Origin of the sequence: Streptomyces sp. NPDC050703, assembly GCF_040654435.1 — a bacterium.
Classification (GTDB): domain Bacteria; phylum Actinomycetota; class Actinomycetes; order Streptomycetales; family Streptomycetaceae; genus Streptomyces.
On record NZ_JBFAHX010000035.1, the window covers coordinates 1 to 26025 of the forward strand.

Annotated in this window: 23 protein-coding genes and 1 pseudogene; 8 read left to right on the plus strand and 16 right to left on the minus strand. The window is 71.9% G+C overall.

Annotation, left to right across the window (positions count from 1 at the left end; genetic code table 11):
* Positions 1 to 100: pseudogene (locus AB0I16_RS27110) on the plus strand (IS481 family transposase); the annotation flags it as partial.
* Between the two features lie 22 nt (positions 101 to 122).
* On the opposite strand, the gene AB0I16_RS27115 reads toward AB0I16_RS27110, so the two are convergent.
* The 5 genes from AB0I16_RS27115 to ureA all read right to left on the minus strand — a co-directional run bounded on the left by AB0I16_RS27115 (position 123) and on the right by ureA (position 5504).
* Positions 123 to 1175, minus strand: a complete 1053-nt coding sequence (locus tag AB0I16_RS27115) for a hypothetical protein (protein ID WP_363252200.1) — start codon at positions 1173 to 1175, stop codon at positions 123 to 125.
* Positions 1176 to 1390: 215 nt separating this feature from the next.
* Entirely contained in the window at positions 1391 to 2017 is a 627-nt protein-coding gene (locus AB0I16_RS27120) for a TetR/AcrR family transcriptional regulator (protein ID WP_363252201.1), read from the minus strand.
* 15 nt (positions 2018 to 2032) lie between these two features.
* Entirely contained in the window at positions 2033 to 3070 is a 1038-nt protein-coding gene (locus tag AB0I16_RS27125) for an agmatine deiminase family protein (RefSeq protein WP_363252202.1), read from the minus strand.
* 11 nt (positions 3071 to 3081) lie between these two features.
* The gene (locus AB0I16_RS27130) at positions 3082 to 4803 is read right to left on the minus strand and encodes an urease subunit alpha (protein WP_363252203.1); all 1722 of its coding nucleotides are present in this window, start codon (positions 4801 to 4803) and stop codon (positions 3082 to 3084) included.
* A complete protein-coding gene (gene ureA, locus AB0I16_RS27135; protein ID WP_363252205.1) occupies positions 4800 to 5504 on the minus strand; it encodes an urease subunit gamma in 705 nt (234 codons plus the stop codon). The genes AB0I16_RS27130 and ureA overlap by 4 nt, the downstream gene beginning before the upstream one ends.
* A gap of 281 nt (positions 5505 to 5785) precedes the next feature.
* Here ureA and AB0I16_RS27140 point away from each other — a divergent pair, with 281 nt between their 5' ends.
* Entirely contained in the window at positions 5786 to 7231 is a 1446-nt protein-coding gene (locus AB0I16_RS27140; protein WP_363252206.1) for a cytosine permease, read from the plus strand.
* A gap of 49 nt (positions 7232 to 7280) precedes the next feature.
* A complete protein-coding gene (locus AB0I16_RS27145; protein WP_363252207.1) occupies positions 7281 to 7454 on the plus strand; it encodes a hypothetical protein in 174 nt (57 codons plus the stop codon).
* Positions 7455 to 7766: 312 nt separating this feature from the next.
* Here the strand turns inward: AB0I16_RS27145 and AB0I16_RS27150 are convergent, their stop codons facing one another.
* Both AB0I16_RS27150 and AB0I16_RS27155 read right to left on the minus strand, forming a co-directional pair.
* Positions 7767 to 8858 (minus strand): branched-chain amino acid aminotransferase, encoded by a 1092-nt coding sequence (locus tag AB0I16_RS27150; RefSeq protein ID WP_363252266.1) that lies wholly within the window; start codon positions 8856 to 8858, stop codon positions 7767 to 7769.
* A 247-nt stretch (positions 8859 to 9105) separates the two neighbouring features.
* Positions 9106 to 10155 carry a 3-isopropylmalate dehydrogenase gene (locus AB0I16_RS27155; protein WP_363252208.1) on the minus strand — a complete coding sequence of 350 codons (1050 nt, stop codon included), beginning with the start codon at positions 10153 to 10155 and terminating at the stop codon, positions 9106 to 9108.
* 153 nt (positions 10156 to 10308) lie between these two features.
* On the opposite strand from AB0I16_RS27155, the gene AB0I16_RS27160 reads away from it, so the two are divergent.
* Complete coding sequence (locus AB0I16_RS27160) at positions 10309 to 11898, plus strand: metallophosphoesterase family protein (RefSeq protein ID WP_363252209.1); 1590 nt, start codon at positions 10309 to 10311, stop codon at positions 11896 to 11898.
* Positions 11899 to 11923: 25 nt separating this feature from the next.
* Here the strand turns inward: AB0I16_RS27160 and AB0I16_RS27165 are convergent, their stop codons facing one another.
* Both AB0I16_RS27165 and AB0I16_RS27170 read right to left on the minus strand, forming a co-directional pair.
* Positions 11924 to 12052: a hypothetical protein gene (locus AB0I16_RS27165; RefSeq protein ID WP_363252210.1), complete on the minus strand. Its 129-nt coding sequence runs from the start codon at positions 12050 to 12052 to the stop codon at positions 11924 to 11926.
* A 228-nt stretch (positions 12053 to 12280) separates the two neighbouring features.
* A complete protein-coding gene (locus AB0I16_RS27170; RefSeq protein ID WP_363252212.1) occupies positions 12281 to 12808 on the minus strand; it encodes a GNAT family N-acetyltransferase in 528 nt (175 codons plus the stop codon).
* Between the two features lie 144 nt (positions 12809 to 12952).
* Here AB0I16_RS27170 and AB0I16_RS27175 point away from each other — a divergent pair, with 144 nt between their 5' ends.
* Complete coding sequence (locus AB0I16_RS27175; protein WP_363252213.1) at positions 12953 to 13660, plus strand: nitroreductase family protein; 708 nt, start codon at positions 12953 to 12955, stop codon at positions 13658 to 13660.
* Between the two features lie 109 nt (positions 13661 to 13769).
* Here the strand turns inward: AB0I16_RS27175 and pruA are convergent, their stop codons facing one another.
* Positions 13770 to 15401, minus strand: a complete 1632-nt coding sequence (gene pruA, locus AB0I16_RS27180; protein WP_363252214.1) for an L-glutamate gamma-semialdehyde dehydrogenase — start codon at positions 15399 to 15401, stop codon at positions 13770 to 13772.
* Positions 15402 to 15454: 53 nt separating this feature from the next.
* Positions 15455 to 16381 (minus strand): proline dehydrogenase family protein, encoded by a 927-nt coding sequence (locus AB0I16_RS27185; RefSeq protein ID WP_363252215.1) that lies wholly within the window; start codon positions 16379 to 16381, stop codon positions 15455 to 15457.
* 160 nt (positions 16382 to 16541) lie between these two features.
* Between AB0I16_RS27185 and AB0I16_RS27190 the strand changes: the two genes are divergently transcribed.
* Both AB0I16_RS27190 and AB0I16_RS27195 read left to right on the plus strand, forming a co-directional pair.
* The gene (locus AB0I16_RS27190; RefSeq protein WP_363252216.1) at positions 16542 to 17741 is read left to right on the plus strand and encodes a helix-turn-helix domain-containing protein; all 1200 of its coding nucleotides are present in this window, start codon (positions 16542 to 16544) and stop codon (positions 17739 to 17741) included.
* Positions 17742 to 17845: 104 nt separating this feature from the next.
* Positions 17846 to 18196 carry a hypothetical protein gene (locus AB0I16_RS27195; protein WP_363252217.1) on the plus strand — a complete coding sequence of 117 codons (351 nt, stop codon included), beginning with the start codon at positions 17846 to 17848 and terminating at the stop codon, positions 18194 to 18196.
* A gap of 34 nt (positions 18197 to 18230) precedes the next feature.
* Here AB0I16_RS27195 and AB0I16_RS27200 read toward each other — a convergent pair whose 3' ends face one another.
* Positions 18231 to 18842: a TetR/AcrR family transcriptional regulator gene (locus AB0I16_RS27200; protein WP_363252218.1), complete on the minus strand. Its 612-nt coding sequence runs from the start codon at positions 18840 to 18842 to the stop codon at positions 18231 to 18233.
* A gap of 84 nt (positions 18843 to 18926) precedes the next feature.
* On the opposite strand from AB0I16_RS27200, the gene AB0I16_RS27205 reads away from it, so the two are divergent.
* Entirely contained in the window at positions 18927 to 20462 is a 1536-nt protein-coding gene (locus AB0I16_RS27205; protein ID WP_363252219.1) for an MFS transporter, read from the plus strand.
* A 50-nt stretch (positions 20463 to 20512) separates the two neighbouring features.
* Here AB0I16_RS27205 and serA read toward each other — a convergent pair whose 3' ends face one another.
* The 4 genes from serA to AB0I16_RS27225 all read right to left on the minus strand — a co-directional run bounded on the left by serA (position 20513) and on the right by AB0I16_RS27225 (position 25885).
* Positions 20513 to 22117: a phosphoglycerate dehydrogenase gene (gene serA, locus AB0I16_RS27210; RefSeq protein ID WP_363252220.1), complete on the minus strand. Its 1605-nt coding sequence runs from the start codon at positions 22115 to 22117 to the stop codon at positions 20513 to 20515.
* A gap of 264 nt (positions 22118 to 22381) precedes the next feature.
* On the minus strand, positions 22382 to 23380 hold the full coding sequence (gene ilvC, locus AB0I16_RS27215; protein ID WP_363252221.1) for a ketol-acid reductoisomerase: 999 nt from the start codon (positions 23378 to 23380) through the stop codon (positions 22382 to 22384).
* A 100-nt stretch (positions 23381 to 23480) separates the two neighbouring features.
* Positions 23481 to 24008, minus strand: coding sequence for an acetolactate synthase small subunit (gene ilvN, locus AB0I16_RS27220; RefSeq protein ID WP_062771275.1), 528 nt, complete (start codon positions 24006 to 24008; stop codon positions 23481 to 23483).
* A gap of 29 nt (positions 24009 to 24037) precedes the next feature.
* Positions 24038 to 25885 (minus strand): acetolactate synthase large subunit, encoded by a 1848-nt coding sequence (locus AB0I16_RS27225; protein WP_363252222.1) that lies wholly within the window; start codon positions 25883 to 25885, stop codon positions 24038 to 24040.
* Between the last annotated feature and the right edge of the window lie 140 nt (positions 25886 to 26025).

Below are 26025 nucleotides of genomic sequence, written 5' to 3' on the forward strand. Positions count from 1 at the left end.
AGACTTCCTCCACACCTACAACCACCACCGCTGCCACACCGCACTGGGCGGACACCCGCCCATCAACCGCGTCAACAACCCTGCGGGTCAATACAGCTAGGGCGCGGCTCGGCGGGCGCGGCTCAGCGGGTGTGCCTCACGAAGACGTCGGACACTCCGTTCGTGTCGTCCGGCACCAGGTCGGCGGCGTCCGAGCCGAAGACGACCGTGCGCCCGCGGGCGTCCAGCGCGGCCTGGTCCGCCCGGACGCCGGCGGGGCCGACGTCCGTGCGCCTGCCGGTCCGCAGGTCGAGCACGCGCAGGGCGTCGTCCTCGGCCAGCAGGACACGGCGGCCGTCGCCGGTGGCCGACGCGGCGGGCGTCTCGGCGACGCGGCGGGTGGCGCCGGTGCGGAGGTCGTGCGCGTACAGGCCGTCCTGTGCGTTGAAGAGGACACGGCGGCCGTTCCCGGTGATCCTGACCAGCTCCGCCCGGCCGAGCCCGGCGCCGATCCGGGTCCGCTCTCCCGTGTCCCGGTCCTTGACGTGGACGGTCGCGTCGGGGCCGCCGGTCCCGTAGGCGACGCGGCGGCCGTCGGCGCTCAGCGAGGCGGCGGCCTTCCCGCCCTCGTCGGGCGCCGAGACGATCTCGTCGGTGCCGGTGCCGGTGTCGCGCACGTACAGGAGGCGGGAGCCCTGGTTGCCCGACCGGGTGCCGATGCCGTAGGCCACGTGCGTGCCGTCGGGGGTGATGTCGTGCACCGCTCCCAGCTCGTTGCGGTCCGGCGGGTCCGCGGGCCAGAGGCGCTCGGACGTCCCCGTGGCCCGGTCGTGGAGGTAGGGCATCGCGAACCGTTTCGTCGCCGTGTACGCGATGCGGCTGCCGTCGGCGCTGAACAGGGGCGCGGAGTAGACGGCCCCGTCGCCGGCGCCGACGGGGACGACCTCGCCGGTGGCCAGGTCCTTCACCCGCAGGCAGTCGAAGAACGCGGCGCAGCCGAAGCCGGCCGCCGTCGAGGTGAAGCCGGCGTAGCGGCCGTCGGCGCTGATCGCCGGGTCGGCCGACGGACCGTCGCCCTGGGCGCCGTCGCTCGTGGTGCTGACGCGCTCGGTGCGGGGCGCCTCGGGGCCCGCCTGGGCCGCGGGCCCGGTGGCGCAGGCCAGGGCGGCGGCGAGCGCCGCGGCGGTCGAGGTCACACGTCCCGCACCGGACGCACGTCTCGCAGACGGCATGGTGTCCCCCCAAGGACCCGTCGCTCCCCCGACCCGACGCCGAAGGTCCACGGGGATACAAGCGCACCGGCGGGGCGCCGGGCAATCCGCCGGATTGCGTAAAACCTGGACGGGCCGCCAGGGCGTGTTCCGGAAGTGGCGTCGTCCGCCCGCCGGACAGGCGGGACTTTCGCGACGCCCTAGGCGTCCGCCGCGAGCGTCGCGTCCAGGAACTCCCGCACGTGGGCGAGGACCTGCTCACGGCCGGTGCCGCGCAGGCCGATCGCCACGTGGATGGCGAAGCCGTCGAGGAGCGCCCGGAGCCGGGCCGCGGTCCTGTCCGGGTCGACGGGGCCGAACTCGCCGCGCGAGACGCCCTCGGCGATCAGAGCCACCAGGTCGCGGTGCCAGGCGCCCTCGATCGCGGCCTGCCGGTCGCGGCCGTCCTCGTCGGCGTTCAGGGAGCGGTTCCAGACTTCGAGCCAGAGGGTCCAGTGGGGGTCGCCGGGCCCGTCGGGCACGTACAGGTCGACGTACGCGTCCAGGCGGGCGCGGGCCGTGCCGGGGCGGGCGAGGAGCCGGCCGCGCTCGGCGCCGAGGCGGCCCTCGCTCCACTCCAGGGTGCGCAGGAGCAGCTCGTCCTTGGTGCGGAAGTAGTAGAGGAGGTGGCCGGAGCTCATGCCGACCTCACGGCCGAGGGCGGCCATGGTCAGCTTCTCCAGGCCGCGCTCGGCGATCATCTCCATGGCCGCCGCCAGTACGTCCTCGCGCGGCGGGGCGTTCTTCCGCGCGCGGGCCCGTCCGGCTCCGGCTCCGACTCCGGCCATGGCCCGCTCCTCGACTCACACCTTCGGCTGCTGCTGGGTGATGCAGTGGATGCCACCGCCCCCGGCGAAGATCGTACGGGCGTCGACGAGCGTCACCGACCGGTCGGGGAAGAGGTCGCGGAAGATGTCGGCCGCGACCTTGTCGTTCGGGTCGCCGAAGGCGCACAGGACGACGCCGCCGTTGCAGAGGTAGTGGTTGATGTAGGAGTAGTCGACCCAGCCCTCGTCGTCCCTGAGGACGGTCGGGGCGGGCACCTCCACGATCCGCAGGGTGCGGCCGCGCGCGTCCGTCTGGCCCCGGAGGGTCGCGATGATCTCCTTGCTGACCTCGAAGTCGGGGTGGGCGGGGTCGCGCTGAGAGTGGACGAGGACGACGCCGGGCGCGGCGAAGGCGGCGACGATGTCGACGTGGCCGAGGGTGCCGTAGCCGTGGCCCGGGTAGTCGGCGGTGAGGCCGCGGGGCAGCCAGATCGCCTTGGTGGTGCCGATCTTGGCGTGGATCTCGGCCTCGACGTCCGCCTTGGTCAGGCCGGGGTTGCGCTCGGGGCCGAGCTGGACGGTCTCGGTGAGCAGGACGGTGCCCTCGCCGTCGACGTGGATGCCGCCGCCCTCGTTGACGAGGGACGAGGTGTACGTACGGGCCCCGGCGAGGTCGGCGACCTGCCCGCCGATCCGGGCGTCGTGGTCCCAGCGGGCCCACTCCTGGGCGCCCCAGCCGTTGAACGTCCAGTCCACGGCGGCCAGCCCGCCCTTGCCGTCGGTGACGAAGGTCGGCCCGATGTCCCGCATCCAGGCGTCGTCGAGTTCCCGCTCGACGACCTCGATGTCCGGGCCGAGCAGCTCCTTGGCGTACGCGGACTGGGCGGTTCCGCAGACCACGGTGACGGGCTCGAAGCGGCGTACGGCGCGGGCGACGGCGGCCCAGGCGTGGCGGGACTCGTCGAGGCCGGCGGGGTCGTCGAAGGTGGGGTTGGGGCACGGCCACGCCATCCAGGTGCGTTCGTGCGGGGCCCACTCGGCGGGCATGCGGAAGCCGTCGGCGGCAGCAGACATGACGTAGTCCCTTAGAGGAAGTAGAGGCGGTTGAGGGAGACCGAGTCGGCGGGCCCGGAGCGGAGGGGGTCGCCGTCGAGGGTGACGAGGCCGGTCCGCTGGTTCACGTCGACGGCCCCGGTGCGGGAGTTCAGTCGCAGGTCGGCGGGGCCGATGCCGCGGGTGCCGCGTACGGCGACCCGGCGGCGGCGGGTGGGCATGAGGTCGTTGCCCTGGTCGACGGCCGCCCGCGCGACGAACGCCACGGAGATGTCGGCGGGCGTCGCCCCGTGGGCCCCGAACTGCGGGCCGAGCACGAGGGGTTCGCAGGTGTCGGTCGCGGCGTTCGGATCGCCGACGACGCCGTAGGCGGGGAAGCCGGACTTGAGGACGAGCTGCGGCTTGGCGCCGAAGTACTCGGGGCGCCACAGGACGATGTCGGCGAGCTTGCCGGTCTCGATGGAGCCGACCTCGTGGGCGAGGCCGTGGGCGAGGGCGGGGTTGATGGTCAGCTTGGCGATGTAGCGCAGGACGCGCGCGTTGTCGTCGTGCGGGCCGTCGCCCTCCATGGGGCCCAGCTCCGCCTTCATCTTCCCGGCCATCGCGAAGGTGCGGCGTACGGTCTCGCCGGCGCGGCCCATGCCCTGGGCGTCCGACGAGGTGATGCCGATGGCGCCCAGGTCGTGCAGGACGTCCTCGGCGCCCATCGTCCCGGCGCGGATGCGGTCGCGGGCCATGGCGGCGTCGCCGGGCAGGTCGGTCTTGAGGTCGTGGACGGAGACGATCATGCCGTAGTGCTCGGCGACGGCGTCCCGGCCGAAGGGCAGGGTGGGGTTGGTGGAGGAGCCGATGACGTTCGGGACGCCCGCCATCTTCAGGACGTTCGGCACGTGGCCGCCGCCGCAGCCCTCGATGTGGAAGGCGTGGATGGTCCGCCCTTCGAGGACCTTGAGGGTGTCCTCGACGCTCAGGCACTCGTTGAGACCGTCGCTGTGCAGGGCGACCTGGACGTCGTGCTCCTCGGCGACGCGCAGCGCGGTGTCGAGCGCGCGGGTGTGCGCGCCCATGTCCTCGTGCACCTTGAAACCGGACGCGCCGCCCTCGGCGAGCGCCTCGATCAGCGGGGCGTCGTGCGAGGACGAGCCGCGGCCCAGGAAGCCGATGTTGACCGGCCAGGCGTCGAAGGCGTTGAAGGCGTGCTTCAGCGCCCAGGGCGAGTTGACGCCGACGCCCCAGACGGGCCCGAACTCCTGGCCGATGATCGTCGTCACGCCGGAGGCGAGGGATGCCTCCATGATGCGCGGCGAGAGCAGGTGCACATGGGTGTCCACGGAACCGGCGGTGGCGATCAGCCCCTCCCCCGACACGATGGACGTGCCGGTGCCGACCACGACGTCGACGCCGTCGAGGGTGTCGGGGTTCCCGGCCCGGCCGATGGCGTGGATACGGCCTTCCCTGATGCCGATGGACACCTTGCGGATGCCCTGCACGGCGTCGATGACGACGACGTTGCTGATGACGACGTCGCAGGTCTCGCGGACGGCGGCGGCCTTCAGGTGGAGCCCGTCGCGCGCCGTCTTGCCGAACCCGGCGAGGAACTCGTCGCCGTACTTCTGGGCGTCGGACTCCACACGGATCGTCAGGCCGGAGTCGCCGAGCCGGACGCGGTCGCCCGCGCGGGGACCGTGCGTGGAGGCGTACTCGTACGGGGTGAGGCGGCGGGGTTCGGCGGGGTGGCCTCCGGGGCGGCTCATCGCTCGGCCTCCCGCTCCGTCGTTTCGGGTACGCCGAGGTAGCCGCAGGCGGCGGCGCGGCGCAGGGCCTCTTCGCGGGCGCCCGGCGCGTCCAGCGGGCCGTCCACCAGGCCCGCGAAGCCGATGGCGATCCGCTCGCCGCCGATCGGGAGCAGCCCGACGTCGGCGCTCTCGCCGGGCCCGAAGCGGACCGAGGACCCGGCGGGCACGGCGAGCCGCAGCCCGTAGGCGGCGGCGCGGTCGAAGTCGAGCCGGGGGTTGGCCTCGAAGAAGTGGAAGTGCGAGGTCACCGAGACGGGCACGGTGGCGGTGTTGCGCACGGTCAGGGTCACCGCGGGCGCGGGGTCGGCGTGCGCGGGGCCGGGCAGCAGCGCGCCCGGGGCCTCGCCGCCGAGACCGCCGCCGATGGGGTCGGAGACCACCGCGAGGCGGGACCCGTCGTCGAAGACGGCCTCCACGTGCACCTCGGTCACCACGTCGGCGACGCCCGGCAGCACGTCGTCCGGGCCGAGGACGGAGCGGGCGCGCTCGACGGCCTCGGCGAGCCGGGCGCCGTCGCGGGCGGCCTCGCAGACCGTGTCGGCGATCAGGGCTGTCGCCTCGGGGACGTTGAGCCTGAGGCCGCGCGCCTTGCGGGCCCTGGCGAGCTCGGCGGCCCCGAAGAGCAGCAGCCGGTCGCGTTCGGTGGGCGTCAGTCGCACGCCTTCACACCTCCCAGATTAGAGCAACACTCTAACCACGACATTACTGTGCGGGAAGCATTGACGCGGAGGCATGGCGCAGATCATATTGAGCGCTGCTCAAAGCTTCGCGTGAGTCTCCGTCGCGATGTGGGCCGCCGTCCCCCGGGCCGGGCCTTGTGGCGCCGCCGCGGGGCGGTGGGGTGCGGGGGGCGGTCCCGGTGTGTGGTGCGCACCGGCGCCCCGGGGGACGCCGGTGCGCGCGAGCCGTCAAGACCAGCCGAACTTCAGGGGCGCCCTTCATGCCGATAGAACAGCGCGGAGTCGACACCATCCCGGACGGGGAGCGCACCAGCGGCCCCCGAGATCTCGTGTCGATCCTGATCGGCTCCAACCTCTGCCTCGGAGTGATCGTCTTCGGCTGGCTGCCGGTCTCCTTCGGCCTCGGCTTCTGGCAGTCGGTGAGCGCGGTGGTGGCGGGCACGGTCATCGGCACCGCCCTGACCGCGCCGCTCGCCCTGGTCTCCCTGCGCACCGGCACCAACCTCTCCACCTCCTCCGGCGCGCAGTTCGGTGTGCGCGGACGCCTGGTCGGCTCGGTCGTCGGGCTGCTGCTCTCCCTCGGCTACACCGCGCTGACCATCTGGATCGGCGGCGACGTGATGGTCGGCACCCTGCACCGGCTGCTCGGCCTGCCGGCCGGCGGCCTCAGCTACGGCGTCGTCTACGCCCTGCTCGCCGCGGCGACCGTGGTCGGCGCCGTCTTCGGCTACCGGGTGCTGCTCAAGCTCTCCCGCGTCCTCGCCTTCGCCATGACGGCACTGCTCGTCCTCGGCGTCGCCGCGTACGCCCCCGACTTCACGGTCTCGGCGCTGCCCGACGCGGGCGGCTACCTGCTCGGCTCGTTCTGGCCGACCTGGCTGCTCGCCCTGGTGGCGGCGGGCCTGTCGGGCCCCATCGCCTTCATCACCCTGCTCGGCGACTACACCCGCTACGTCTCCCCCGCCCGGCACAGCTCCCGCGCGGTGCTCGGCGCCGCCTGGCTGGGGCTGCTCGCGGGGCTCCTGGTGCCGCAGCTCTTCGGCACCTTCACGGCGTACGCGGCCGGCGCGGCCCTCGACTACGCCGGGTCGCTCGTCGACGCATCGCCCGCCTGGTACCTGGTGCCGCTGCTGCTCGCCGCCTCCGCGGGCTCGGTCGGCAACGCGGGCCTGATGCTGTACTCGATGGGCCTCGACCTGGACGCGATCCTGCCCCGCGCCTCCCGGGCCCGCGCCACGTACACGGTCGCCGCCGCCGCCACCGCCTGCGTCTTCGCCGGGCACTACGCGTGGGAGGCCCAGGACGCGATGACGTCCTTCGTCCTGCTCCTGACCGCCGTCGGCACCCCCTGGGCGGTGATCACCCTGATCGGCTTCGCGCGCTGCCGCGGGGAGTACGACGCGGACGCCCTCCAGGTCTTCAACCGCCGCTCCCGGGGCGGCGCCTACTGGTACCGCTCGGGCTGGAACCTCCGGGCCGCGGCGGCGTGGGCCCTGGGCGCGGCGGTCGGCGTGCTCGCGGTCTCCCTGCCCGGCCACGAGGGCCCGCTGCTCGCCCTGACCGGCGGGGTCGACTGCAGCTTCCTGCTGTCGGGGGCGGTGGGCGGCGCGGCCTACCTGGCGCTGACGGCGCGGTCCGGTCCCGCGGGCGCGGCGGGCTCCGCCGAACCCGTCCCTTCGGCCGCGTCCGGCGACCGCGTAGCCTGAACCCGACCGTGATCAGCGGGATCAGGACGGCAGTACGGGGAGCACGACCATGCAGGAACTCATAGAACTCGGTGTCCGCGCGGCCAAGGGCGCGGGGGCCGCGGTCATCGGCGTCGTCGACGCGATCACCGGCGGGCCGCTCACCCCGGTGGGGTCGAACGTCCCGAAGGAGGACGACGAGGCGCCCGCGGAGGCCCCGGGCGGTGAGGGCGCCGGCAAGTAGGACGGCGCCGCACCGACGCGTCGAGCCCGGCCCCCCGAACGCTTCGGGAAGCCGGGCTCGACGCGTCAGCCGTGCCGGTCTTCGGCCCCGGGCCGCCCGTGGCCGCTCGCGCAGTTCCCCGCGCCCCTGGGACGGCCCCGGCCCGGCCCCGCCCCACACTCGACGGAACCCCGGCCCACCAAAACGGCCCGACCCCGGGCCAGCTCACGCAGCCAGCCCGTGCCGCCTTCCGGCCGCAGGCCGTCCGTGGTTGCTCGCGCAGTTCCCCGCGCCCCCAGGGCGGCCCCGGCCCGTGCTCGACGGAGTCGGGGCTCAGGCCAGTTCGTGCATCCAGCCGTGCTTGTCCTCGGCCGTGCCGCGCTGGATGTCGAGGAGGGCCTTGCGCAGGGTCATCGTGACCTTGCCGGGCTCGCCGCCGCTCTGCTGCCATTCACCGGCGTTGCACTTGACCGTGCCGACGGGCGTGATCACCGCGGCGGTGCCGCAGGCGAAGACCTCGGTCAGGGTGCCGTTCTCGGAGTCGGTCTTCCACTGGTCGATGGAGACGCGGCCCTCCTCGGAGGTGTAGCCGAGGTCACGGGCGACCGAGAGGAGCGAGTCACGGGTGATGCCGGCGAGCAGGGAGCCCGTGAGCGCGGGGGTGACGATCCGGTCCCCGTACACGAAGTACAGGTTCATGCCGCCCAGTTCCTCCACCCACTTGTGCTCGACGGCGTCGAGGTAGGCGACCTGGTCGCAGCCCTTCGCGGCGGCCTCGGCCTGCGCGAGCAGGGACGCGGCGTAGTTGCCGCCGGTCTTGGCGTCGCCCATGCCGCCGGGGACGGCGCGCACGCGGTCCTCGGAGAGCCAGATGGAGACGGGCCTGACGCCGCCGGGGAAGTACGCGCCGGCGGGCGAGGCGATGACGACGAAGAGGTACTCGTTGGCGGGCTTCACGCCCAGGCCGACCTCGGTCGCGATCATGAAGGGCCGCAGGTAGAGGGATTCCTCGCCGCCGTGCGCGGGGACCCAGTCGATGTCCTGGCGCACCAGCAGGTCGCACGCCTCGACGAACGTCTCGACGGGCAGCTCCGGCATGCCGAGGCGGCGCGCGGAGGACTGGAAGCGGCGGGCGTTGGCGTCGGGGCGGAACGTGGCCACCGTGCCGTCGGGCCGGCGGTAGGCCTTCAGGCCCTCGAAGATCTCCTGGGCGTAGTGCAGGACGTTCGTCGCCGGGTCCAGGCTGAGCGGGCCGTAGGGCACGAGCTGCCCGTCGTGCCAGCCGCGGCCCTCCGTCCACTTGATCGTCACCATGTGATCGGTGAAGTGGCGGCCGAACCCGGGGTCGGCCATGATCGCCTCGCGCTCAGCGGTGGCCAGCGGGGCCGATGAGGGCTTGAGCTCGATGGTCGGCGTCGTCGTCATGAGTACTTCGTCCTTCACGGTGTGATGGTGACGGACCGCGCTCACGCCCGTACTCCAGGTACGAGGACGTCCGAGCTTCCCTGTCTGTTTCACGGCCCCACGTTCGATTATCGCGCGCGGGACCCCTGGGAGAGAAACGGCATGGCTGCGGCCCGGGGGTCGATGGTGACACCCCGGGGCCCACAGGAGAAGCCGCCGGGTGTCCTCGCGGGACCCGGCGGCTTCGTGGAGAGGTCGAGCTACCGGGTCAGCCCGCTACTCGTACGGCGAGCGCGTCGCCGATCTGTTCAGTGGAGCGGACCGTGTCGCCGCGCTCCGCGAGGTCGGCGGAGACGGCGGCCTCGATGCGCGCGGCCTCGGGCTCGTACCCGAGGTGGCGCAGGAGCAGGGCGACGGAGAGCACGGTGGCCGACGGGTCGGCCTTGCCCTGGCCCGCGATGTCGGGCGCCGAACCGTGCACGGGCTCGAACATCGAGGGGAACTCGCGGCTCGGGTTGATGTTGCCCGAGGCCGCGACGCCGATGCCGCCGGAGACGGCCGCGGCGAGGTCGGTGATGATGTCGCCGAAGAGGTTGTCGGTGACGATCACGTCGAAGCGGCCGGGGTCGGTGACGAGGTAGATCGTCGCGGCGTCGACGTGGATGTAGTCGGTGGTGACGTCGGGGAACTCCTTGGCCACCCGGTGGAAGACGTTCGTCCAGAGGTGCCCGGCGTACGCGAGGACGTTGTTCTTGTGGACCAGCGTCAGCTTCTTGCGCGGGCGGGCCTGCGCGCGGGTGAACGCGTCGCGGACCACGCGCTCCACGCCGAAGGCGGTGTTGACCGAGACCTCGGTGGCGACCTCGTGCGGCGTGCCGGTGCGGATCGAGCCACCGTTGCCCGTGTACGGGCCCTCGGTGCCCTCGCGCACGACGATGAAGTCGATCTCGGGCTGGCCCGCGAGCGGCGTGGCGACACCCGGGAGCAGCCTCGACGGGCGCAGGTTGACGTGGTGGTCGAAGAGGAAGCGGAGCTTCAGCAGGAACCCGCGCTCCAGGACGCCGGACGGGACCGAGGGGTCACCGATCGCGCCGAGCAGGATCGCGTCGTGCTGCTTCAGGGCGTCCGCGTCGGCGTCGGTGAGCGTCTCACCGGTCGCGTGGTACCGCTTGGCGCCGAAGTCGTACTCCGTCGTCTGCAGCTTCACGTCCTGCGGAAGCGCGGCGTTGAGGACCTTGAGCCCCTGGGCCACGACCTCTTGGCCGATGCCGTCTCCGGGGATGACTGCGAGATTGATGCTGCGAGAACTTGCCGACATGCGGGCACCCTACTCTTCCGTCCCACGGGATGACACGAGCAGTCCACCATACGGACGCCCCCTTGCGGTGCCGCACGCGCGCCACCACATGGCCACCGCCTCTTCACCTCGGGGCCCGCCATGCGTTGGGGGCCGCTGGGAACTTCTCCCTGCATGGACACCCCCAACGTCGGCATACCGGAGCGGCTCGCGGCCGGGATGAGCATGCCGGAACAGCACGCGTACCTGCGCGGACGTCTCTCCCGCCGCAGGGTGCTCGCCGGGTCGTTCGCCGCGGCGGGAACGGCGGCCGGCGCCGGGCTGCTCGCGGGCGGCTCGGGCGGCGCCCGCGGCGAGGCGGCCACGCGCGCCCCGGCGGTGGCGCCGTCCACGCGGGCCCGGGTCGACGGCCGGCTGGTCGCGCCCTTCGGGCGGCACCTCGCGTTCGGCGCCGACCCGCGGACCCAGATGCGGATCTCCTGGCAGGTGCCGCTCGCGGTGCGCTCGCCGTACGTGCGGATCGGCACGCGGCCCTGGGAGCTGAGCCAGAAGATCGCCGCCGAGGTGCGCGACCTGCGCACCCCCTCGCTGTCGAAGAAGCTCCCGGCCGTGGAGCAGTACTACGTGCACGCGGCGCTCGACGGGCTGCGGCCCGGCACGACGTACTACTACGGCGTCGGGCACGACGGCTTCGACCCCGCCTCGCCCGGGCGGACGGCGACGCTCGGCACGTTCAGGACGGCGCCCGCCAAGGCCGAACGCTTCGTCTTCACCGCCTTCGGCGACCAGGGCGTGAGCTACCACGCGCTCGCCAACGACCAGCTCATCCTGGGCCAGGACCCGTCCTTCCACCTGCACGCGGGCGACCTCTGCTACGCGGACGACACCGGGCACGGCAAGGAGTCGGACACCTACGACGCACGCGTGTGGGACACCTTCCTCGCGCAGACGGAGTCGGTCGCGAGGTCGGTGCCGTGGATGGTGACGACCGGCAACCACGACATGGAGGCGTGGTACTCGCCGAACGGCTACGGCGGGCAGGCCGCGCGCTGGTCCCTGCCCGACAACGGCTTCGACCCGGCGAAGGCCCCCGGCGTCTACTCCTTCCGCTACGGAAACGTCGGGGTCGTCGCCCTCGACGCCAACGACGTCTCGTACGAGATACCGGTCAACCGCGGATACTCCGACGGCCGGCAGACCGCCTGGCTCGACCGGCGGCTCGGCGAGCTGCGGGCGGACGCCGAAACCGACTTCATCGTGGTCTTCTTCCACCACTGCGCCTACTCGACGTCGCGGCACGCCTCGGACGGCGGGGTCCGCGACGCCTGGCTGAAGCTGTTCGAGAAGCACCGGGTGGACCTGGTGATCAACGGCCACAACCACGTCTACGAGCGGACCGACGCCATCAAGGACGGCGAGGTCGGCAAGCCCGTGCCGGTCGGCGCGTCGACCGATCCGACGCGCGACGGCATCGTGTACGTCACCGCGGGCGGCGCGGGCAAGGACCTCTACGGCTTCGGCCCCGGGGTCGCGGACAGCTACGAGGGCCACGTCCACGGCCGCGACCACGTCGAGACCTTCCACTGGACGGAGCGCCGGCGGGCCGCCCCCGAGACCGTCGAGTGGTCACGGGTGCGCTACACCGGCTACTCGTTCCTCGCGGTGGAGGTGACGGCCGGAGCGCGTCCCAGGCTCACGGTCTCCGCGCTCGCCGAGAGCGGCGAGCGCGTCGACCACTTCGAGGTCGTCCGCGGGTCCCGGTGAACCGGAACCTGTCGTACGGGCGGGCTCAGTGGCCCGTCTCACCGCCGTTGTCCCTGCGGTCGAGGGCGCGCTGGAGGGCCGCGGCGGCGTTCTTGCGCTCGGAGTCGCTGGTGCGGGAGAGATGACGGACTCGGCGGACGGTCGTCTCGGCCATGGGGGATCCACTCCTTGAGGGAAGGGTGATTTCGAGACGCCGGGGGCGGGGAGCGGCGGAGCGGCAGGGTTCGCCTGCGCCGGGCTCCGGCTCACGACCGCCATTCGCTTGATCGAGCGAGACGTTCGGCTCCTACAAAGCTAAGGGACGGCGGAGCGTCTGTCTCCACAATTACTCGGACTTCCTACTATCTGAGACGGCCGTCGTGCGGCGCACCCCCGGCAGGGCTCAGTACACGTCGCCGTCACGCCAGTCGATGAACAGCCCGTGCGCCGGGTCGAGGTCCGCGCCCCACAGCAGCGGCGGCTCCTCGTCCGGCAGGACGACGGGGCCCCGCGGGCCGAGCGTGCCGACCGCGCCCTTCCACTCCGCCCAGCCCCGTCCGAGGTACAGCCGCGCCCCCTCGTCGGAGGCGGACAGCGCGCCCAGGTCGTAGGCCCGGTCGATGACGTGCTCCAGGGCCCCCATCACCCGGCCGCCGAGGCCCTGCCGCCGCCGGTCGGGGCGGACGGCGACCGCTTCCACGTAGCCGACGCGGAGCGAGCGGCCGTCGTGCAGGACGCGGCGCTGGGTCACCGAGCCGTGCGCGAGCAGGGCGCCCGTGACGTCGTGGACGAGGGCGTGGACGCCGCCGAGGCCGTGGTCCCAGTCCTGATCGCCGAAGTCGCCGTCGAAGGCCTCGTCGAGCAGGGAGCGCGCGGCCCGCAGCTCGGCCGCCGTCAGTTCACTGGTGTGGGCCGTACGCAGGGTGGTCACGGCGCCACCGTACTCAGCCCGCGTCCGGGCACGCACCCCGATTTCCCCGCACCGCACGGCGGCGGGGTCGGCCCCCGTGAACGGTCTCCGCGCTTCGGCGGAAAACCCGGACGGCGACGGCTCGCGGCGCCCAGAATCGGGGGCATGCCTGAGACCCAGCAGCAGCGAGAGTGGGCCCCCATCCACGGCCTGCCCCACCGATCCGTCCCCTACCGCCCCGAGCGCATGCCCGAGGCGGAGTCCCTGGAGACCGCCGCCCGCCTGCGCGCCCGCATGGACGAACGCCGCACCGTGCGCCAGTTCTCCCCCGACCCCGTGCCGGAGCAGGTCATACGGGACGCCATCGCGTGCGCGGCGACCGCGCCGTCCGGCGCGCACCAGCAGCCGTGGACGTTCGTCCTGGTCAAGGACCCGGAGGTGCGCCGCCGCATCCGCGAGGCCGCCGAGCACGAGGAGCGCGTCAGCTACGCCGGGCGGCTCGGCGAGGAGTGGCTGGCCGCGCTGCGCCCGCTCGGCACGGACGAGGTGAAGACGCACCTGACGGACGCCCCCGCCCTGATCGTCGTCTTCCAGCAGCGCCACTGGCTCGGCGAGGACGGCACCAAGCACAAGCACTACTACGTGGACGAGTCCGTCGGCATCGCGGTCGGCATGCTGCTCTCCGCCCTGCACCTGTCGGGACTCGCCGCCCTGATCCACACGCCGAGCCCCATGCGGTTCCTCTCCGAGGTGCTCGGCCGCCCCGCGAACGAGAAGGCGTTCGCGGTGATCCCCGTCGGGTATCCGGCGCCGGACTGCCGGGTCCCCGACCTCGTGCGCAAGTCGCTCGGCCAGGTCCTCGTGGAGGTCTGAGCGCGGCCGGCCGCCGGCACGGCAGCGGAGACGACACCGCCTCCGACCGGGGTGGGGCCCAGGTCGGAGGCGGGGTTCAGGGGCGGGCCGCAGGGGCCCGTGCGGGGCGTCAGCCCATGTGCGGGTAGCCGTACTCGGTCGGCGGGACCAGCGTCTCCTTGATGGCCCGGGTCAGGGTCCAGCGCTGGAGGTTCTGCGGGGCGCCGGCCTTGTCGTTGGTGCCGGAAGCACGGCCGCCGCCGAAGGGCTGCTGGCCGACGACGGCGCCGGTCGACTTGTCGTTGATGTAGAAGTTGCCCGCGGCGTAGCGCAGCTTCTCCATCGTGTACGCGGCGGCGGCGCGGTCGCCCGCGATGACCGAGCCGGTCAGCGCGTAGTCGGAGACCGACTCCATCTGGGCCAGCATCTCGTCGTACTTGTCGTCCTCGTAGACGTGCACGGCGAGGATCGGGCCGAAGTACTCGGTCGTGAAGACCTCGTTGGCCGGGTCGGCGCACTCGATGACGGTCGGGCGGACGAAGTAGCCGACCGAGTCGTCGTAGGTGCCGCCCGCGACGATGGTGCAGGAGTCGTCCGCCTTGGCGCGGTCGATGGCCGCCTTGTTCTTGGCGAACGCGCGCTCGTCGATGACGGCGCCGATGAAGTTCGACAGGTCGGTGACGTCACCCATCTTGATGCCGTCGACCTCGGCCGCGAACTCCTCCTTGAACCCGGAGTTCCAGATGGAGGCCGGGATGTAGGCGCGCGAGCTGGCGGAGCACTTCTGGCCCTGGTACTCGAAGGAGCCGCGGGTCAGGGCGGTCTTCAGGATCGCGCGGTCGGCGCTCGGGTGGGCGACGACGAAGTCCTTGCCGCCGGTCTCGCCGACGAGGCGCGGGTAGGTGCGGTACTTGGCGATGTTCTCGCCGACCGTCTTCCACAGGTACTGGAAGGTCGGGGTGGAGCCGGTGAAGTGGATGCCCGCGAGGTCGCGGTGGTTCAGGGCGACCTCGGAGACGGCGATGCCGTCACCGGTGACCAGGTTGATGACGCCCTTGGGCAGGCCCGCCTCCTCCAGGAGCTGCATGAGCAGCACGGCGGCGTGGGTCTGCGTCGGGGACGGCTTCCACACGACCACGTTGCCCATCAGGGCGGGGGCGGTGGGGAGGTTGCCCGCGATGGCGGTGAAGTTGAACGGCGTGATCGCGTAGACGAAGCCCTCCAGCGGGCGGTGGTCCAGGCGGTTCCAGACGCCGGGCGCGTTGGCCGGGGGCTGCTCGGCGAGCAGGTCACGGGCGTACTTGACGTTGAAGCGCCAGAAGTCGACCAGCTCGCAGGGGGTGTCGATCTCCGCCTGCTGGGCGGTCTTGCCCTGGCCGAGCATCGTCGAGGCGGCCAGGGTCTCGCGCCACGTCGTGGAGAGCAGCTCGGCGGCGCGCAGGATGATCGCGGCGCGGTCGTCGAAGGACATGGCGCGCCACGCCGGGGCGGCGGCCAGGGCGGCGTCGATCGCGTCCTGGGCGTCCGCCTGCGTGGCGCCGCGGCCGGTGCCGATGACCGACTTGTGGTTGTGCGGCTGCACGACCTGGAAGGGCTCGCCGCCACCGAGGCGCTTGACGCCGCCGATGGTCATCGGCAGCTCGATCGGGTTCTCGGCCAGCTCCTTGAGCTTGGTCTCCAGGCGGGCGCGCTCCGGGGAACCGGGGGCGTAACCGTGCACCGGCTCGTTGACCGGGGCGGGGACCTGAGTGACAGCGTCCATGAGTTCCGTATCTCCTTAAGAGGGTCGAGGGGGTGGGGAGCTCAGCCCTTGGTTCAGTCCTTGGTGAGGATGGAGCGGGCGAAGAAGAGCAGGTTGGCGGGCTTCTCGGCGAGGCGGCGCATGAAGTAGCCGTACCAGTCGGTGCCGTAGGCGGTGTACACACGCATGCGGTGGCCCTCGGCGGCGAGCCGCAGGTGCTCGTCGCTGCGGATGCCGTACAGCATCTGGAACTCGTACTCGTCCAGTTTGCGCCCCGCGCGCCGGGCGAGCTCCTGCGCGATGGAGATCAGCCGCGGATCGTGCGAGCCGATCATCGGGTACCCGTCGCCCTCCATGAGGATGCGGGTGATGCGCACATAGGCCTTGTCGATCTCGGCCTTGTCCTGGTAGGCGACCTCGGCGGGCTCCTTGTAGGCGCCCTTCACGATGCGTACGCGGCTGCCGGCGGCGGCCAGGCGGCGGGCGTCGGCCTCGGTGCGGAAGAGGTAGGACTGGATCACGCAGCCGGTCTGCGGGAAGTCCTTCCGCAGCTCCTCGTGGATCGCGAACATCGAGTCGAGGGTGGTGTGGTCCTCGGCGTCCAGGGTGACCGTGGTGCCGATCTCGGCGGCGGCCTCGACGACGGGCCGGACGTTGGCGAGGGCCAGCTCGTGGCCGTTCTCCAGCGCCTGGCCGAACATGGACAGCTTGACCGACATCTCGGCCCTCGTGCCGAGGCCGAGGTCCTTCAGGCGCCCGATGAGCTCCAGGTAGGCGTCGCGGGCGGCGTGGGACTGCTCGACGGTGGTGATGTCCTCGCCCACCACGTCGAGGGTGACCTCAAGGCCCTTGTCGGCGGCGTCGACGATGATCGGCACGACGTGGTCGACGGTCTCGCCCGCGATGAAACGGTCGACGACCTGCTTGGTGCCGGGGGCCGCCGAGACGAAACGGCGCATCTTGTCGCTGCGGGACGCGGCGAGAATCACGGGACCCAGCACGGGCACCTCCACAGGTGTACGAAATCGAGTGCGTACCTGACATGCCCCACATACGGGAAACGTGGCGGTACGGCACGGAGAACCACCGTGAAATCTAAGGATCCACCGGAGCCCGAACCATCGACACCTGTCACGCATCCGCGCCCCGGATCTCAGACAGATGTCTGAAGGATCGGGCACTCTGCGCGAGAATGGAGGGGTGAAAGGCGACTACCAGGAACCGGTGGACGAGATCTCGGCGCTCCTCGGCGCTCCCGCGACCCTGGAGAACCGGGACTTCGAGCTGATCGCCTTCGGCGCGCACGACGGCGGCTTCGACGCGGCCGTCCTCGACCCGGTCAGGACCCGCTCGATCCTGACCCGCCGCTCCACGGCCGAGGTCCGCGCCTGGTTCGAGAGCTTCGGCATCACGCGCGCCACGGGCCCCGTCCGCATCCCGCCCACCCCGGAGGCGGGCGTCCTCAGGGGCCGGATCTGCCTGCCGGTGCGCCACCGCGGCTTCGCCCTCGGCTACGTGTGGCTGCTCGACGACGAGCCGGGGCCCAGCGACCGGCAGCTGGCCGCCGCCATGGAGGTCGCCGGGCGGATCGGCGCGCTCCTCGCCGACGAGGCGCAGGCGGGCGCCGACCTGACCAGGGAGTTCCGCGCGGTCCTCACGGCCGAGCGCGGCTGGCAGCGGGACATGGCGGTGGCCGCCCTGCGCACGGCGCTCGGCCCCCGCGCGGAGAACCTGCACGCCGTGGTCTGCGTGGCCCCCTGGCCCTCCGCCGACCCCGAGGAGATCCCGGCGGCGCGCACGGTGCCGGGAGCCGCGGCGGTCTGCACCGTGCCGTGGGGCACGGCGGGCCAGTCCCTCGCGACCCTGGTCAGGCTGCGCTCGGCCGACGTCCTCTCGCCCGCGCACACCGCGGCGGCACGCCTGGTGGACGCGGCGCGGGGGGCGTCGGGGAGCGCGGCCGCGGGGATCGCCGGCGCCCGGCACGGCCTGGAGGACTTGGGCGCGGCCTGGTGGGAGGCGTCGGGGGCGGCGCGCGCCGCACTGGCCGAGCAGCGGTTCTCCCCGGTGGCGCACTGGTCGGACGTGGGCCCCTACCGGCTGCTCACGGCCCTTCCGCCGGAGGCCGCGCACGACCCGGTGGGCAGCCAGCTGCTGAGCCCCGCCCACCGTGAACTGGCCCGCACCGCCGAGGTGTTCCTCGACTGCGCGGGCCAGGCGGGCCGCACGGCCGCGGAGCTGCGCATCCACCGGCAGACGCTCTACTACCGGCTCTCGCGCGTGGAACAGCTCACCGGCCTCGACCTGGACGACGGCGAGGACCGGCTGCTGCTGCACATGATCCTGAAGTCGTCACGACTGTAAGTGGCTGGTAACGAACGGCCCTTGGCCGGATGTGACGTGATCATGCGGTTGTAGGTTCTTTCCCGAACGAACATTCACCCTCCACCTGGGAGAACCACGACCTCATGAAGTTCAGGAAGTTCGCCGCCGGCGCCGTCGCCGTCTCCGCCCTCGCGCTCGTCGGCACCACCGTCACCGCGGGCACCGCCGTCGCGGCCATGAAGCCCGACTGCTCCCGGGGCCTCACCAACGTCCCCGCCAAGGAGACGGTGAAGATCCGCAAGAGCGCGAAGCTGAACGCCACCGCCGTCGGCCAGATCAACAAGGGGCGCAAGGCGTTCCTCTGCAACGACGGAAAGTCCTTCACCGGCCAGAAGTACACGCTCTGCGGCAAGACGAGCACCCAGTGGCTGTACGTCGACCCGTACAACGGCAACTACAAGGGCTACGTCCCGCGCGCCTGCATGAAGTGGTAGCCACCCCCCTCGGACGCGCGCACCCGGAGCCGGCTCAGGCGCCGGGTGCGCGCCCCGTTTCCCCGCCCTCGTCCCGCGTCCGGTCGATGAAGCGCCGCAGCCCCTCGGTGAGCTGTTCGGCGGTGGTGGCCGAGTCCGGGTCGAAGAGCCACTGCACCATGAGGCCGTTGAGCAGGGTGGTGTAGAAGCGGCCCTCGCTCTCCACCAGGTCCTCGGGCAGCTCGCTCTCCTCGATGCCGGTGAACAGCGCCGCGAGTCCGCTGCGCCCCTCCTTCTGCGCCTCGGCCAGCAGCTCGCGGATGCCCGCGAGGCGCTCGCCCTGGGTGATGACCTCCAGCGTCATCATCCAGATGGGGCGCGACTCGGGGACCGCTTCGATGACGCCGCCCCACACCTCCCGGAACCGCTCCAGGCTCCCCTTCGCCGCGCCCCCCTCGGCCCGCGAACCCTCGAAGACACCGCCCATCGGCTCGACGAGCGCGATGAAGGCCTCCGCGAGCAGGGCGTCCTTGGACCCGTAGTGGTAGCCGATCGACGCCAGGTTCGTCCCCGACTCCTTCACGATGTCGCGGGCCGTCGTACGGACGAACCCCTTCTCCAGGAGGCAGCGCTTGGCGCCTTCGAGCAGATCTTCGCGGTGTCCCATGGCGGCCAGCCTAACCGCCACCCGTACAACCGTCCCATACAACCGTACTAGACAAGTGTTTAATACGTCCGTACAGTCCGGGCCATGCAGACGAACCTCCGCGCCACCCGCAAGGAGTGGACCGCGCTCGCCGTCCTGATGCTCCCGTTGCTCCTGGTCTCCATGGACGTCTCCGTCCTCTACTTCGCCATCCCGCAGATCACCGCCGACCTGCGGCCGAGCGGCCCGGAACAGTTGTGGATCTTCGACGTCTACGCGTTCGTGCTCGCCGGACTGCTGATCACGATGGGCTCCCTCGGCGACCGCCTGGGCCGCCGCCGTCTGCTGCTGTTCGGCGCCACGGCCTTCGGCGCCGCCTCGCTGGCCGCCGCCTACGCGGACAGCGCGGAGGCGCTGATCGCGGCCCGCGCGGTGCTGGGCATCGGCGGCGCGACCCTGATGCCGTCCACACTGGCCCTGGTGCGCACCCTCTTCCGCGACGCCGGGGAGCGCGCGAAGGCCATCGGGATCTGGCAGGGCGTGCTGGTCGTGGGCATCACGCTCGGCTCGGTGCTGAGCGGTGTCCTCGTCGAGCACTTCTGGTGGGGCTCGGTCTTCCTGGTCAACCTGCCCGCGATGGCGCTGCTCCTGATCCTCGCGCCACTGCTGATCCCCGAGTCCCGGAACCCCGGGCCCGGCCGCTTCGACCTGCTGAGCGTCCCGCTGTCGATGGCCGCCGTCCTGCCGCTGGTCTGGGGACTCAAGGAGATGCCCGCCGAGGGCGTACGACTCCCCTACGTGGCGTCCGTCGCCGTCGGGCTGCTCTTCGCCGCCCTCTTCGTCCACCGCCAGCGCACCGCGGCGTCACCGATGATCCCGCCGGGGCTGTTCAGCGGCCGCGGCCGGGTCTTCGGCGCCGCGGTCGCGCTGAACCTCGTGTCCGCCCTGGGGATGATGGGCTCGGCGTACTTCACCACGCAGTACCTCCAGTCCGTGCTCGGCAAGAGCGCCATGGAGGCCGCACTCTGGTCGCTGCTCCCCTCGGTGCTCATCGGCTTCGCGGCACCGGTGGCCACGGCCCTGGTCCAGCGCGGCCTGGACCGCGCCCACGTGGTGGCCGCCGGCTTCGCCCTCTCCGCCTGCGGCTACGGCCTGCTCGCCCTGACGGGCACCGACTCCCTGTGGCTGGTCCTCACCGGGACGGGCCTGCTGGCCTGCGGCGCGGTCGTCATCGGCGCCCAGCTCACCGACCTGGCGCTCGGCGCCGCCCCCGCGCAGAGGGCGGGCACCGCCTCCTCGCTCCTGGAGACGGGACAGGAGTTCGGCGGCGCGCTGGGCATGGCGCTCCTCGGCTCCATAGGCAACGCGGTCTACCGCGACGCGATCCCCTCCTCCGCACCGGCCGAGGCCCACGAGACGCTGGGCGGCGCGATGGCGGCGGCCGGCCACCTCCCCGGACAGGCGGCCGACGCCCTCCTGGAGACGGCCCGCGATGCCTTCACCGACGGCATGCGGGCGGCGGGGCTGACGGGGGCGGTACTGCTGCTCGCGGCGGCGGTGGCAGCGGTGAAGACCCTGCGGAGGGCGGAAGTCCGTACAGCGGAAACGCCGGACGGGACATCCAGCCCGTCCGGCGTCTGAGGGCGAGCCCGGCGCGGCCGGCGATCCCGGCCGCGCGAGGCTCCGGAGCCCTAGTCCGTGAGGTTCACCGCGCGCGCGGACTCCGCGCCGATCTCCTCGGCCAGTTCGTTGAGCACCGGCTGCGGCACCGTGTCGTCGACGGTGAGCACGGCGAGCGCCTCGCCGCCCACGTCCGCGCGGGCGACCTGCATGCCGCCGATGTTGATGCCCGCCTCGCCGAGGACGCGGCCGACGGTGCCGACGACGCCGGGGCGGTCCGCGTACCGCAGGACGACCATGTGGTCGGCCAGGGCCAGGTCCACGTCGTACTCACCGATGGAGACGATCTTCTGGAGGTGCTTGGGGCCCGCCAGCGTGCCGGAGACCGCGATCTCCTCGCCGCCGGAGAGCGTGCCGCGCACGGTGACCACGTTGCGGTGGTCGGGCGACTCGGAGCTGGTGGTGAGGCGGACCTCGACGCCGCGCTCCTGGGCGAACAGCGGCGCGTTCACATAGCTCACGGTCTCGTCGACGACGTCCTCGAAGACGCCCTTGAGCGCGGAGAGTTCGAGCACCTTCACGTCGTGCTGGGTGATCTCGCCGTACACCTCGACGTCGAGGCGGGCCGCGACCTCACTCGCGAGGGCGGTGAAGATGCGGCCAAGCTTCTCGGCGAGCGGCAGGCCGGGACGGACGTCCTCGGCGATGACACCGCCCTGGACGTTCACCGCGTCCGGCACCAGCTCGCCGGCGAGCGCCAGGCGCACCGACTTGGCGACGGCGATACCGGCCTTCTCCTGGGCCTCGTCCGTGGAGGCGCCGAGGTGCGGGGTGCAGACGACCTGGTCGAACTGGAAGAGCGGGGAGTCCGTGCAGGGCTCCTTCGCGTACACGTCGAGTCCGGCGCCGGCGACGCGGCCCTCCTTGAGGGCGGAGTGCAGCGCCTCCTCGTCGACGATGCCGCCGCGCGCGGCGTTGACGATGCGGACGGTCGGCTTGACCTTGTGCAGCGCCTCGTCACCGATGAGACCGAGGGTCTCGGGCGTCTTGGGCAGGTGCACGGTGATGAAGTCGGAGACTTCGAGCAGCTCGTCGAGCGAGAGGACCTTCACGCCCATCTGGGCGGCGCGCGCGGGCTGCACGTACGGGTCGTAGGCGACGACCTTCATGCCGAAGGCGCTCATGCGCTGGGCGACGAGGGCACCGATGCGGCCGAGGCCGACGACGCCGAGGGTCTTCTCGGCCAGCTCGACGCCCGTGTACTTGGAGCGCTTCCACTCGCCGTTCTTCAGGGCGGCGTTGGCCTGCGGGATGTTGCGCGCGGTGGCCAGGAGCAGGCCGCAGGCGAGCTCGGCCGCGGTGACGATGTTCGACGTGGGGGCGTTCACGACCATCACGCCGGCCTTGGTGGCGGCGGAGACGTCGACGTTGTCCAGGCCCACGCCCGCGCGGGCGACGACCTTCAGCTTCTTGGCGGCGGCGATGGCCTCGGCGTCGACCTTGGTCGCGGAGCGGACCAGGATCGCGTCGACGTCGGCGATCGCGGGCAGCAGCTCGGCGCGGTCCGCGCCGTTGCACTGCCGGATCTCGAAGTCCGGGCCCAGGGCGTCGACGGTGGCGGGCGACAGCTCTTCGGCGATGAGTACGACGGGTTTGCCGGTGGCAGCAGTGCTCACGTGAGTCCTCACAAATCCTTGCGGACGGCCGTCCCGACGGCCGCAGGCGGAGTCGCATAGCCGCGTGGAAGACGCACGACGCTGTGGGCCCGACGCGAAAGTTGAACAGAAGCATAGTGGCGCGGGATGGATCAGCATGCGCCTCTTCGGAAGGATCACCCGTCCGTGGCTGGACGCAATGGCCTAAAAAGGGAAAGCCCCTCCGGCCGACGGGGAGCGGGGTCCGGGGCGGTGCCTCGTGGCGGCGCCCCGGACCCCGGGTGACTAGTCCTCGTCGTTGACCCAGGACATCAGCTTGCGCAGCTCCTTGCCCGTGGTCTCCAGCAGGTGGTTCTCGTCCTGCGTCTTGTACTCGTTGTACTTCTTCAGACCGCCGTGGTACTCGTCCATCCAGTTCTTGGCGAACGTGCCGTCCTGGATCTCGGCGAGGACCTTCTTCATCTCGGCCTTGGTGGCGTCCGTGATGATCCGCGGGCCCGTGATGTAGTCGCCCCACTCGGCGGTCTCGGAGACCGACCAGCGCATCTTCTCCAGGCCGCCCTCGTACATGAGGTCCACGATCAGCTTCAGCTCGTGGAGGCACTCGAAGTACGCGATCTCCGGCTGGTAGCCCGCCTCGGTCAGCGTCTCGAAGCCGGCCTTGACCAGCGCGGCGGTGCCGCCGCAGAGCACGGCCTGCTCGCCGAAGAGGTCGGTCTCGGTCTCCTCGGTGAAGGTCGTCTTGATGACGCCCGCACGCGTGCCGCCGATGCCCTTGGCGTACGACAGCGCCAGCGGGAAGCCGTTGCCGGTGGCGTCCTGCTCGACGGCCGCGATGCACGGGACGCCGCGGCCCTCCTCGTACTGGCGGCGCACGAGGTGGCCCGGGCCCTTCGGGGCGACCATGCAGACGTCGACGCCCTCGGGGGCCTTGATGAAGCCGTAGCGGATGTTCAGGCCGTGGCCGAAGAACAGGGCGTCGCCGTCCTTGAGGTTGTCCTTGATGGACTCCTCGTAGACCTGGGCCTGGATCGGGTCCGGGACCAGGATCATGATGACGTCGGCCTCGGCCGCCGCCTCGGACGGGGTGACGACCCGCAGGCCCTGCTCCTCGGCCTTGGCCTTGGACTTGGAGCCCTCGTGCAGACCGACGCGGACGTCGACACCCGAGTCGCGGAGCGACAGCGCGTGGGCGTGGCCCTGGCTGCCGTATCCGATGACCGCGACCTTGCGGCCCTGGATGATGGACAGGTCGGCGTCGTCGTCGTAGAACAGCTCGGCCACTGGGAATCTCCTATGTGTGCTGGTGTTGCGTCCCACCGTACGGCGGGTGCGGCGAGGGAAGGGGGCGGGTCTCGGTATCCGAGAGGGATACGGGGCCCGGTCAGGCGCTGCGGTCGAGCGCCCGCAGACTGCGGTCGGTGATGGAGCGGGAGCCGCGGCCGATCGCGATGGTGCCGGACTGCACCAGCTCCTTGATGCCGAAGGGCTCCAGCATCTTGAGCATGGCCTCCAGCTTGTCGCTGCTGCCGGTGGCCTCGATGGTGACGGCCTCCGGGGAGACGTCCACGGTCTTGGCGCGGAAGAGCTGGACGATCTCGACGATCTGGGAGCGGGTCTCGTTGTCGGCGCGGACCTTGGCGAGGACCAGTTCGCGGGCGACGGCGGCGTCCGGCTCCAGTTCGACGATCTTCAGGACGTTGACGAGCTTGTTGAGCTGCTTGGTGACCTGTTCGAGCGGGAGTTCCTCGACGTTCACGACGATGGTGATGCGGGAGATGTCGGGGTGCTCGGTGACGCCCACGGCGAGCGAGTCGATGTTGAAGCCGCGGCGCGAGAACAGGGCGGCGATCCGGGCGAGGATGCCGGGGGTGTTCTCGACCAGGACGGAGAGCGTGTGCTTGGTGGACATGACTCTGGGTCTCTCTTTCGCTCTCGGTCTCAGTCGTCTTCGTTGTCGCCGAAGTCGGGGCGGACGCCCCGGGCGGCCATGACCTCGTCGTTCGAGGTGCCCGCGGCGACCATCGGCCAGACCTGGGCGTCCTCGTGGACGATGAAGTCGACGACGACGGGCCGGTCGTTGATGGCGTTGGCCTCCGCGATGACCTTGTCGAGGTCCTCGGGGCGCTCGCAGCGCAGCGCCACGCAGCCCATGGCCTCCGACAGCTTGACGAAGTCCGGGACGCGGGTGCCCCTGTTGGGGCCGATGTCCTCGGGGCCACTGTGCAGGACGGTGTTGGAGTACCGCTGGTTGTAGAAGAGCGACTGCCACTGGCGGACCATGCCCAGGGCGCCGTTGTTGATGATGGCGACCTTGATCGGGATGTTGTTCAGGGCGCAGGTGGTCAGCTCCTGATTGGTCATCTGGAAGCAGCCGTCGCCGTCGATCGCCCAGACCGTGCGCTCGGGCCGGCCCGCCTTGGCGCCCATCGCGGCCGGGACCGCGTACCCCATCGTCCCGGCGCCGCCGGAGTTGAGCCAGGTCGCGGGCTTGTCGTACTGGATGAAGTGCGCGGCCCACATCTGGTGCTGGCCGACGCCCGCGGCGAAGATCGTGCCCTCGGGGGCGAGCTGCCCGACGCGCTCGATGACGTGCTGCGGGGAGAGCGAACCGTCCTCGGGCTGGGTGTAGCCGAGGGGGTAGGTCTCGCGCCAGCGGTCGAGGTCGGCCCACCAGGCGGTGTAGTCGCCCGTGCGGCCCTCGGTGTGCTCGGCCTGGACGGCCTGGACCAGGTCGGCGATGACCTCGCGGGCGTCACCGACGATCGGCACGTCGGCGGCGCGGTTCTTGCCGATCTCGGCGGGGTCGACGTCGGCGTGCACGATCTTCGCGTACGGGGCGAAGCTGTCCAGCTTGCCGGTGACGCGGTCGTCGAAGCGGGCTCCGAGGGCGACGATCAGGTCGGCCTTCTGCAGCGCGGTGACGGCGGTGACCGCACCGTGCATGCCCGGCATCCCCACGTGCTGCGGGTGGCTGTCGGGGAACGCGCCGAGCGCCATCAGGGTGGTGGTGACGGGCGCTCCGGTGAGTTCGGCGAGGACCTTCAGCTCCGCGGTCGCGCCGGCCTTGATGACACCGCCGCCCACGTAGAGCACCGGCCGCTTGGCGGCGGTGATCAGCTTGGCGGCCTCGCGGATCTGCTTGGCGTGCGGCTTGGTCACCGGTCGGTAGCCGGGGAGGTCCTGCTGCGGCGGCCAGGAGAACGTCGTCTGCGCCTGGAGCGCGTCCTTCGCGATGTCCACGAGGACGGGGCCGGGGCGTCCGGTGGAGGCGATGTGGAAGGCCTCCGCGATGGTGCGCGGGATGTCCTCGGCCTTGGTGACCAGGAAGTTGTGCTTGGTGATCGGCATCGTGATGCCGACGATGTCCGCCTCCTGGAAGGCGTCGGTGCCGATGGCCTTGGAGGCCACCTGGCCGGTGATCGCGACCAGCGGGACGGAGTCCATGTGGGCGTCGGCGATCGGCGTGACGAGGTTGGTGGCGCCGGGGCCGCTCGTCGCCATGCAGACGCCGACCTTGCCGGTGGCCTGCGCGTAACCGGTGGCCGCGTGGCCGGCGCCCTGCTCGTGCCTGACCAGGACGTGGCGGACGCGGGTGGAGTCCATCATCGGGTCGTACGCGGGAAGGATGGCGCCGCCGGGAATGCCGAACACCGTGTCGGCCCCGACTTCCTCAAGAGAACGAATGAGGGACTTCGCACCCGTGACGTGCTCGACGGGCGTCGTCTGCTGTCCTGAGGATCGGGGCCGCGGCTGCGGATGGTGGGCCCCGGTGGCCTGCTCGGTCATCGGCATTCTCTTCTCGAAGCTGAGGGTTTTTGCGGGGATTTAGCAGGGGTTCGGCAAGTGCCGGTGCAACAAAAAACCCCTCGTGCCGTGAGGCAGGCGAGGGGAGCGCGTCGGGTGCGTTCGCAGGGTTCCGGCATTCG